The following is an 8818-nucleotide window of genomic DNA, read 5'->3' on the forward strand; positions in this document are numbered from 1 at the left end:
GTCAGTCTCCTTCCTGGGACGGCGGGGCGGTCGTGTGCTCGGTCGTGTGCTCGGTCGAGGGCTCGGCGGGGGCGGCGGCCGATTGGGCCGCGTCACGCTCGGCCAGGGTCTGGTCACCGGCAGCCCAGTGCGTGCGCGGCACCTCCCGCACGATCACCCGGATGCTCTGGGGATTGGCACCGAGCGAGGACTCGACCGCGGCGTGGACGCGGTGGATGAGCTCGCGGAGCGCCTCCGGTGCGCGCCCCTCGGTCAGCGTCACCTCGACAAGTGGCATGGTCAGACTCCCTTCACGCTGACGGTGCCGAGGTTGGTGAACCGCACAGTGACGGTGCTCCCCGGGTGGAGGAAGACCGCGTCGGTCATCCCCCCGGTCAGGACGACCCATCCGGCCTTCAGCGACCGGCCACGCTGCCCGAGGGCGTTGGCGGCCAGGGCGAGGGCCTCGGCCGGGTGACCCTGCACGGCGGCGCCCGTCGCCCGGTCGACCTCGGTGCCGTCGACCTCGACGATGGCCTCCTCGGCGGCAAGGTCGAGCTCGTCCGGTCGCAGCTCGACCGCGCCCATCCCGAAGCGGGCCGAGGACGCGTTGTCGGCAACGACGTCGGGCAGGGTGAACTTGAAGTCCCGGTAGCGGGAGTCGATGATCTCGTAGCCGCCGTAGACGCGGTCGACCGCAGCGAGGGCACGCTCGGCGGTCACACCGGGCCCGGCGAGGTCCTCACCGAGGACGAAGACGATCTCGGGCTCCACGCGAGGATGGATCAGCTCGCCCAGGAGGGCCGGCTCGCCGGCGGGGATCGGCATCGCGTCGGTCAGCCAGGCGGTCAAGGGTGCATCGATGCCCATCCGCCGCTGCTTCGCCTCGGAGGTCAGACCGAGCTTCGCACCGATGAGCTGCTCGCCCGTCGCGAGCTTGCGCTCGACGAGAAGGTCCTGAGCGGCATACGCCGAGGCGAGGTCGAGCCCGGGGAACTCGTCGGTGATCGGGCCCCGGTCACGGCGCTCCGCCTCGGCGGCCAGGAGCTCGTCGGCGACCCGCTCGAGGGTCCAGCCCGCTTGGGTCGGGGCCGTCACTTGGTCAGCACCATGGAGGCGACGTCAACGGGCTTCTTGAGCGCCCCGGTCTGCAGCATCAGGTCGTTGACGCGGGTCAGCTCCTTGACGTCAGGCGCTCCCTTGACCCACTTGGGCAGCTCCATCGCCTTCGCCTGCTCCGGAGTGCTCTTCGAGTACTTCGTCACCTCGTTGCGCGCCAGGTTGGGGTCGTCCGCGATGAGGGCGTTCGCCTTCTCGATCGCCCGCGCGAAGGCGGCAGCCGTGTTCGGGTTGTCCTTGACGAAGTTGGCCGACATCCCCAGTCCTGAGACCGGAATGCCCTCGGCGATCCCCGAGTAGGAGGCGAGGATCTGGCGACCACCGGCAGCGGCGATCCCCGTCCGGAACGGCTCCACCACCCACGCTGCGTCGACGCTGCCGCGCTCGAGGGCACCGGCCATGTCAGGGAACGGGAGCTCGATGAACTTGACGCTGTTCGGGTCGACCCCCTTCTCCTTGAGGACCGCCTTGATCGTGACGTCGCCGGTGTTGTTCAGCGTGTTGACGGCGATCGTCTTGCCGGCGAGCTCCGCGGCGTCCTTCAGTGGCGAGTTCTTCCACACGTAGACGCCGCCGGTCTTGTCCGTTGCCCGGACGCCCTCGGCGACGATCTTGACGTGGATGCCCTGGGCCTCGGCGAGGAGGAACGACGGGTAGGTGGCGAAGGCGGCCTGCAGGTCGCCGGACATCATGGCCGGGACGGCGGCGGCGCCACCCTGGAGCGGCCGGGGCTCGACGGTCAGCCCCTCTGCCGTGAAGAGGCCCTTGTCCTTCGCGACGAAGATGGCGGCGTGGTCGATGACGGGGACGATGCCGACGGTGAGCTTGGAGACCTCGACGCCGCCCTTGCCCTTGGCGTCCGCCGTGGGCACCTCGTCGCCACCGCACGCGGCCAGCCCGAGGACGAGGGCACCGGCGGCGAGACCCGCGCCAGCACACCGGAAGAAGCGTGTACGCATTGGACAGTCCCTTCTGAAGGAGTGATGTGCAGAGTATTGAATACAATCAATACCAGTGTCAACGGGGTCAGAGAAGATGCGTTGCCATGCCGCCATGGACGGCCACGACCGTGCCTGTGATGTGGCCGGCGGGCGGGGAGAGCAGGTCCTGGACGAGCGATGTGACGGCCGGCCGTTCCCCCAGCTCCCTGATCACCGCCTCGTTGCGGTCCACGCCGAGGACGTTGACGCCCTCACGGGTGAGTGCCTCGACGACCGCACGACCGATGCCGGCGGCGGCACCGGTCACGACGCGCGGCACCCCTCGAGCCCGAGGTCCATGCTCAGCCGGCAGCCGCAGCGACGGGCTCCTGGGCGTCGCGGGGGTGGCGGATGAGCCGTGCCACCTCACCGCGGAGCCGGATGAACTCCGGCAGTTCCTTGGTCGAGATCTGGTCGCGCTCGCCGGGAAGGGGCACGTCGAGAATCGTGACCACGCGCGTCGGGGGCTTCGACAGGACGACGACCCGGTCGGCGAGGTAGACGCTCTCGTCGATGTCGTGGGTGACGAAGATGATCGTCATCGAGAAGCGCTGCTTGACCTCCAGGACGAGGTCCTCGAGGTCCTCTCGGGTCTGGGCGTCGATGGAGGCGAACGGCTCGTCCATGAGGAGGATCTCGGGGCGGTAGGCGAGTGCGCGCGCGATGGCCACCCGCTGCTGCATACCGCCGGACAGCTGGCCCGGGTACTTGGCGGCGTGGCCGGTCAGGCCCACGGCGGCGAGCGCCTCGTCGATCCGGGAGCGGAGCTCCTCCTTGGGGAGATGCAGTCGTCGGAGCGGGAAGCGGACGTTGTCCTCGACCGTGAGCCAGGGGTAGAGCGAGCGGCTGTAGTCCTGGAACACCATGGCGAGACCGGTCGGCACCTCGACGATCTCGTCACCGTGGAACGTGACGCTGCCGCCGGTGGGCCGCATGAGCCCGGAGAGGGTGCGCAGGAGCGTGGTCTTGCCACAGCCGGAGGGCCCAACGATGGAGACCAACTCGCCCTGCTCGACGGTGAAGTCGATGTCGGCGAGCGCCGCGTGGGCACCCGCGCCAGAGCCATAGGTGTGGGACAGGTGGTTGGCAGTCAGCATGAGGGGTCCCTCCCGGGCTCAGGCGATCTCGCGGTTGGTGGTCCGGTGCCAGGCGAGGACCCGGCGTTCGACGACTGTCAGGACGAGGTTGAGCAGGTAGCCCAGGACCCCCAGCAGGAGGATCCCTGCCCACATGTCGAGGATCTGGAAGCTGCGCTGCGCTTGGACGATGTGGAAGCCGATGCCGCCCGTGCTCGCGACCATCTCCGAGATGACCATGAGGATGAGGCCGAGGGCCAACGAGGTGCGCAGCCCGGCGAAGACCTTCTGTGCAGCGCCAGGCAGGACGATCCGCACCAGCTTGTCGGCGAACCCGATGCGGAAGATCGACGCGGTCTCGTACTTGATGACGTCGACGCTGCGCACCCCCTCGATCGTGTTGAGCAGGACCGGCCACATTGCCCCGAACGCGATGAGGAGCACGCGCATCAGCGCCCCTCGGTCGAACAGGACGAGGAAGATCGGGATGAGCGCCGGGGGCGGGATCGCCCTCGAGAACTGGATGAGGGGGTCGACATAGTCGCCCAGACGACGGCTGAGCCCGATCGCCACGCCGAGCACGACCGCGACGAGCGAACCGAGGGCGAGCCCGCCGAACATCCGCGCGAGGCTCGGCAGGACGTCGTTGGCCGTGGCCTCGGTCAGCCAGGTTCCGTCGGCCGGTAGCCACAGCTCGGCCGCGCGCGCCGCGAACTCACTGGGGGGTGGGAAGTATGGCGACTCCGCTGCCTTCGCGGCGAGCTCCCACCCGATGAAGAGCGCGAACAGGACGACCCACCGCAGCACGAACTCCCGCGGACCGCGGGTGCCCAGCCAGCGGAGCATCGGGCCGGACCGCCGGGTCGCCGCCCCCGGGAGGGCCGCCTTGGAGTCGGTTCGCCCGGACACCGTGCTCATGCCGCCCCCACTCCCTCACGCCGCCAACGGAAGAGACGCTGCTCGCCCCGGACGAGGAGCCAGTTCACGACCAGCCCGAGCAGGCCGGCGAAGATCGTGCCGGCATAGACGAGGGCGAGGTTGGCGCCCCCGCTGCTCATCCGCAGGATCCACGCGCCCAGCCCGTCCGCGGAGCCGGCGAGCAGCTCGGCGCTGATCGTGACGATGAGCGCGATCGCGGCCGCGACCCGGATGCCCGTCGCGACGAACGGCGCGGCAGACGGAAGCAGCACGTGGGTGAGGACTCGCAGGGGCGGGATCCGGAAGATCCGAGCCGTCTCCTTGGCAAGCGGCTCCACATCACGCACGCCGTAGATCGTGTTGAAGAAGATCGGCCACACGGAGGCATAGACGACGAGCGACACCTTCATCTGCGCGCCCTGGCCGAAGAGGAGGATCGCCAGCGGGATGAGCGCGACGGAGGGAATCGGGCGCAGGAACTCCACCACGGCCGACGCCGCTTGGTTGAGGAGCCGGAACGACCCGAGGACAAGACCGGCTGGCACGGCGATCGCCGTCGCGATCGCGAGACCGGTCACCGCCGCCTGGATCGTCGCGAGAACCTCGCGAAGGAAGGACGGGTCGACGAAGAGGTGGCCCGTCGAGCCGAGCACCTCGAACATCGGCGGCAGCGACGTCGGCGAGATGGCGCCACTCACGGAGAGCAGCTGCGCTGCGAGGACGGCGACGGCCACCCCGACGATGCCACGGCCGACCCGTCCGCCGGCCCGGCGGCGCCCGGACTGCTTCCTGACCATCCTCGACGTGATGGCGCTCATGCGTGTGCCTGCACTGGCGCGGCGACGTTGCCCACTTGCCCTCCTTGGGATGGCCGTGCGGCCAACTGTAATCATTATATTGGTTACAGGGCAAGTCCTCAGGCCGAGCGAGGCGTCAGGAGCCCAGCCCTGGCACCATCGCCGACATCGGGCGGTGTGCCTCGGCCGCCGCCACCGCGCGGGCCGGGTCCCCGGACGCGATCGCTTCGACGAGGTCCACGTGCAGCTGCCAGTTGTCCCGCCAGGAGGCACGGAACTCCTCGTCGGGGGCGACGGTGCGCACGGCGTCGCGGGCGCTGTCGAGGAGCGTCACGTAGATCGTGCGGAGCAGCTCGTTCGGCGAGAGCCGGGCGATGGCCTCGTGCAGCTCCCAGTTGCGGCGCAGGTACTCGGCCGGGTCCTCGCCCGCCTTCCCCATCCGGTCCACGAGCCGCCGCAGCCGGCTGATGTCGCGAGACCCGGCGCTCTTGGCAGCATTGACGGCGATGGGCACCTCGAGCGCGTTGCGCACCTCGAACTCGTCGGCCACCGACAGGGCCTCGTCACCGAGGGCAAGGATCAGGTGGCTGAGGCGGATGTGGGCGGGCGGCGCCGCGACGAAGATGCCGCCGCGCGGCCCGGGCTTCAGGTCGACCAGGCCCCGCGTCTGGAGCAGCCGGATCGCCTCGTTGAGAGTGCCGGAGGCGACCCCATAGCGCTCCCGGAGCTCATCCTTGGTGCCGAGCCGGTCGCCGGCCTGGACCTGTTTGCCGAGGATCTGCTCGGCCAGGTCACTTGCCACGGCTTCAGCCCTCGAGGTTCGAGCGCCCGCGGTAGGCCGGAGCGTCGTTTCACCAGTCGTCACGAGCAGAAATCATAGTAATGATTTGGGCTGATGTCATCCCGTCGGTGTCGCAACGGAGACGCCGGCGGCAACCAGCTCGAGCGCCTGCTCGGCCCATGCGATCCGGGCCAGCGCCTGCATGGCCTGCCCCTCGAAGACGTGCGCCTTGAGGGTGGCGATGCGCTCGTGCTCGCCGGCGGGCCGCGAGGCGAGCCGCTCCTTGAGCAACGGCGTGGACCTGCTTGCCAGTGCGTCCCGGTGGCTCTCCCACTCGGCGAGCTGCCGGCGCTGGTCGTCCAGGTAGGCCCGGAGCACCGTGGCTGCGTCCTCGGGGTCGATCGCGTCGAAGTGCAGGGCCTGGACTGCGAAAGCGTCGCGATGCGGCGACGGCGGCTGTGGCGTCGAGACCCAGTGGTCGAGCTCGGCCTGCCCCGCAGGGCTCAGCGAGTAGACCTTCGTGACCAGCCCGTTCCGGCCCTCCTCGCGGGATGCGTCGATCAGCCCGTCGTCCTCGAGCGACTTGAGTGCGGAGTAGATCTGGCTGCGGGGCGCGGACCAGACCCAGTTCTGCGAGGCGAGGAAGAAGCGGGCCAGGGAGTAGCCGTTCATCGGCCGGGCGCTCAGCACCCCGAGCAGTGCGTGTCTCAGGGACATGGGTCGAGCGTAGACGGTATTCCGACTATGGACTATTCCTATTTAGGACGGTAGCGTCTGGCCCATCGTCGTTGACTGGAGGCAAAGGTGCCCGATCACGCCGCCCTGCTCGTGCAGGCCGGGGCTGCGCTCGCCCGCAGCGGTCTCGTCACGGCGTTCGGGCACGTCTCCGTGCGGACCGGTGACGACAGCTTCGTCATCTCCCCGCCCGTTCCCCTGAACCGCTTCGGCGCGGGTGACGTCATGGCGGTCTCGCTCGCTGACGCCGGGCTGCCGCCGGGGGTGCCGAAGGAGGCGTGGATCCATCGCGAGCTCTACGCCAGCCGCCCGGACGTGCAGGCGGTCTGCCGGGCGCAGCCGAAGGTCACGACGGCACTCAGCTCTGCCGAGGTGACCATCCGCCCGCTGCACGGCCAGGGCGCCTTCCTCGGCGACTGCGTGCCGGTCCACCCCGACTCGCGCCTCGTGCGCGACCAGCAGAGCGGGCGGGCTCTCGCGCAGAGCCTCCGGGGCGACGCCGTCATCATGCGCGGCAACGGTGCCGTCACGGTCGGTCCGACCGTGGCACATGCAGTGGCCCTGATGTGGGTGCTCGAGGCGAGCGCGGAGCTGAACGCCGCCGCTGCGGCCGCGGGGACCCCGACCCCCCTGCCCCCTGACGAGCAGGAGGCCTGGCGCGCCGTCGCCCCCGAGCTGCTGACTCGTATCTGGCACCACCTCATCGACAAGGAGCACTCACAGTGATCGAGCTCATGGACATCGCCTACGTCCGATCCGGCGCGGCCGACATCACCACCGCGGTCGAGTTCGCGACGAACATCGTCGGACTCGAGCTGGTCAAGCACGAGGACGGGGTCGCCTACCTGCGCGGCGACCAGCGCCACCACTGCCTCGCCTTCGTCGAGGGCAGGTCGGGCGTGCTCAGCTCCGGCTTCACGCTCGCCGACCTCGACGCCCTCGAGAACGCCGAGACCGAGCTCGAACAGGCCGGGCTCATGGTCAAGCGCGGCTCCAAGGAGGGCGCCCTGAGCCGCCACGTCCACGACTTCATCCAGTTCGAGGACCCCTTCGGCAACCGCATCGACCTCGTCGTTGGTCAGGTCACCCTGCCGACCCCGGTGAAGTTCAACCGGCCCGCAGGCATCACCGAGTTCGGGCACATGTGCTTCGACGCCCCCGACATCTTCGAGGCCAGCAAGTTCTGGACGCGGCACTTCAACGCCAAGGTGTCCGACTGGGTCAGCGGTGGCGCCTGCCTCATGCGCATCGACCCCGTGCACCACAAGCTCGCCATCTTCAAGGGCGAGCGGCCAGGCCTCTGCCACATCAACTTCCAGGTCGAGTCGATCGACGACGTCATGCGCAGCTGGCACTTCCTCGAGGCGAACGGGGTCGAGATCGAACAGGGCCCGGGACGCCACCCGCAGTCGACGGCGATCTTCCTCTACTTCAAGGGTCCCGAAGGCCTCACCTACGAGTACTCCTACGGCGTGCGCCGCATCGAGGACGACGCGAGCTGGACTCCCCGATGGTTCGACCCGAACGAGCCCGGGTCGATCGACATGTGGCTCGGGCCGCACGCCCGCGTGAGCACCCAGTACCAGGTCGCGTCCGGGGAAGAGAACCCCTGGGACTGAGCGGCCGGTGGATGTGAAACCGAGGCCGATACGCCGCGGTAATACATCGACCCCGCGGTGGGACGACGCGCCAAAGGCGACGGTCGAGCGGGACCCCGCTCAGCGGCATACCGGCCGACGGGAGCCAGCCCGAGCGTGACGTAACCCGCCGCGTCTGAGCCCTGCTCGCAGTGGGCACAGTAGGGTGAGAACGGTCAGGCGCCCGGCGGGCGCGCGTCAGCCAGGTGAGGAGTGCAGCCGATGAGCACCATGAAGCCCGGGCAGGACCGCAACGAGCGAACCCTCGGCCAGCTCGTCGCCTCCGCCACCCAGGACTTCTCGACGATCATCCGCGGGGAGATCGCGCTCGCCAAGGCCGAGCTCAGCTCGCAGGTCAAGAAGGCCGGCATGGGCGGTGTCCTGCTCGCCGCGGCCGGCGTCATCGCCTTCTACTCCGTCTACTTCATCTTCATCACGATCGCCGAGGGCATCACCGCGGCCGGCCTGCCGAAGTGGCTCAGCTACCTGATCGTCACCGTGTTCTTCCTCCTCGTGGCCGGCGTCCTGGCGCTCGTCGGCATCCGCCGGCTCAAGACCGTGCAGCCGAAGCCGGCCAAGGCCGTCGCCGAGGCCGAGCTGACCGTCGCCGCGCTGAAGCGGGCGACGAGCAACCCGTACGTCCCGAACGGCTCGCGGGCCGTCCCCGGCGCGGCCGTCGGCAGCCCGGCGGCCGCAGCCCAGACGCCCACTCAGGCCGCACACGCGTCGCCGGTCAGCGCGTCGAGCGCACCCGGCATCGCGCCCGGCTCGCCGGAGGCCCGGCTCGCTGACGCCC

The 8818-nt window shown here is 69.7% G+C and carries 12 protein-coding genes; 3 read left to right on the forward strand and 9 right to left on the reverse strand.

Going from position 1 to position 8818, the window contains the following annotated elements:
* Window position 1: 1 nt before the first annotated feature.
* The 9 genes from N864_RS01970 to N864_RS02010 all read right to left on the reverse strand — a co-directional run bounded on the left by N864_RS01970 (window position 2) and on the right by N864_RS02010 (window position 6367).
* On the reverse strand, window positions 2-277 hold the full coding sequence (locus N864_RS01970; protein ID WP_051518069.1) for a tautomerase family protein: 276 nt from the start codon (window positions 275-277) through the stop codon (window positions 2-4).
* Between the two features lie 2 nt (window positions 278-279).
* Window positions 280-1077: a 2-keto-4-pentenoate hydratase gene (locus N864_RS01975; protein ID WP_034712800.1), complete on the reverse strand. Its 798-nt coding sequence runs from the start codon at window positions 1075-1077 to the stop codon at window positions 280-282.
* Window positions 1074-2057 carry an ABC transporter substrate-binding protein gene (locus N864_RS01980; protein WP_034712802.1) on the reverse strand — a complete coding sequence of 328 codons (984 nt, stop codon included), beginning with the start codon at window positions 2055-2057 and terminating at the stop codon, window positions 1074-1076. The genes N864_RS01975 and N864_RS01980 overlap by 4 nt, the downstream gene beginning before the upstream one ends.
* A gap of 67 nt (window positions 2058-2124) precedes the next feature.
* Entirely contained in the window at window positions 2125-2346 is a 222-nt protein-coding gene (locus N864_RS01985) for an SDR family NAD(P)-dependent oxidoreductase (RefSeq protein WP_205620840.1), read from the reverse strand.
* Window positions 2347-2380: 34 nt separating this feature from the next.
* On the reverse strand, window positions 2381-3175 hold the full coding sequence (locus N864_RS01990) for an ABC transporter ATP-binding protein (protein ID WP_034712806.1): 795 nt from the start codon (window positions 3173-3175) through the stop codon (window positions 2381-2383).
* A gap of 18 nt (window positions 3176-3193) precedes the next feature.
* The gene (locus N864_RS01995; RefSeq protein ID WP_034712809.1) at window positions 3194-4072 is read right to left on the reverse strand and encodes an ABC transporter permease; all 879 of its coding nucleotides are present in this window, start codon (window positions 4070-4072) and stop codon (window positions 3194-3196) included.
* The gene (locus N864_RS02000; RefSeq protein WP_081793284.1) at window positions 4069-4890 is read right to left on the reverse strand and encodes an ABC transporter permease; all 822 of its coding nucleotides are present in this window, start codon (window positions 4888-4890) and stop codon (window positions 4069-4071) included. Before N864_RS02000 ends, N864_RS01995 begins: the two co-directional genes overlap by 4 nt.
* A gap of 115 nt (window positions 4891-5005) precedes the next feature.
* The gene (locus N864_RS02005) at window positions 5006-5671 is read right to left on the reverse strand and encodes a FadR/GntR family transcriptional regulator (RefSeq protein WP_051518071.1); all 666 of its coding nucleotides are present in this window, start codon (window positions 5669-5671) and stop codon (window positions 5006-5008) included.
* Window positions 5672-5767: 96 nt separating this feature from the next.
* Window positions 5768-6367 carry a PadR family transcriptional regulator gene (locus N864_RS02010; RefSeq protein WP_051518072.1) on the reverse strand — a complete coding sequence of 200 codons (600 nt, stop codon included), beginning with the start codon at window positions 6365-6367 and terminating at the stop codon, window positions 5768-5770.
* A gap of 87 nt (window positions 6368-6454) precedes the next feature.
* Here N864_RS02010 and N864_RS02015 point away from each other — a divergent pair, with 87 nt between their 5' ends.
* From N864_RS02015 to N864_RS02025, 3 genes are all read left to right on the forward strand, one after another.
* Entirely contained in the window at window positions 6455-7111 is a 657-nt protein-coding gene (locus tag N864_RS02015) for a class II aldolase/adducin family protein (protein WP_051518073.1), read from the forward strand.
* Entirely contained in the window at window positions 7108-8004 is an 897-nt protein-coding gene (locus tag N864_RS02020; RefSeq protein ID WP_034712812.1) for a VOC family protein, read from the forward strand. Before N864_RS02015 ends, N864_RS02020 begins: the two co-directional genes overlap by 4 nt.
* A gap of 240 nt (window positions 8005-8244) precedes the next feature.
* Window positions 8245-8818, forward strand: a 574-nt coding sequence (locus tag N864_RS02025; protein WP_081793286.1) for a phage holin family protein, incomplete at its 3' end; no start/stop codon positions are given.

The sequence above is a fragment of the Intrasporangium chromatireducens Q5-1 genome, assembly GCF_000576575.1.
Classification (GTDB): domain Bacteria; phylum Actinomycetota; class Actinomycetes; order Actinomycetales; family Dermatophilaceae; genus Intrasporangium_A; species Intrasporangium_A chromatireducens.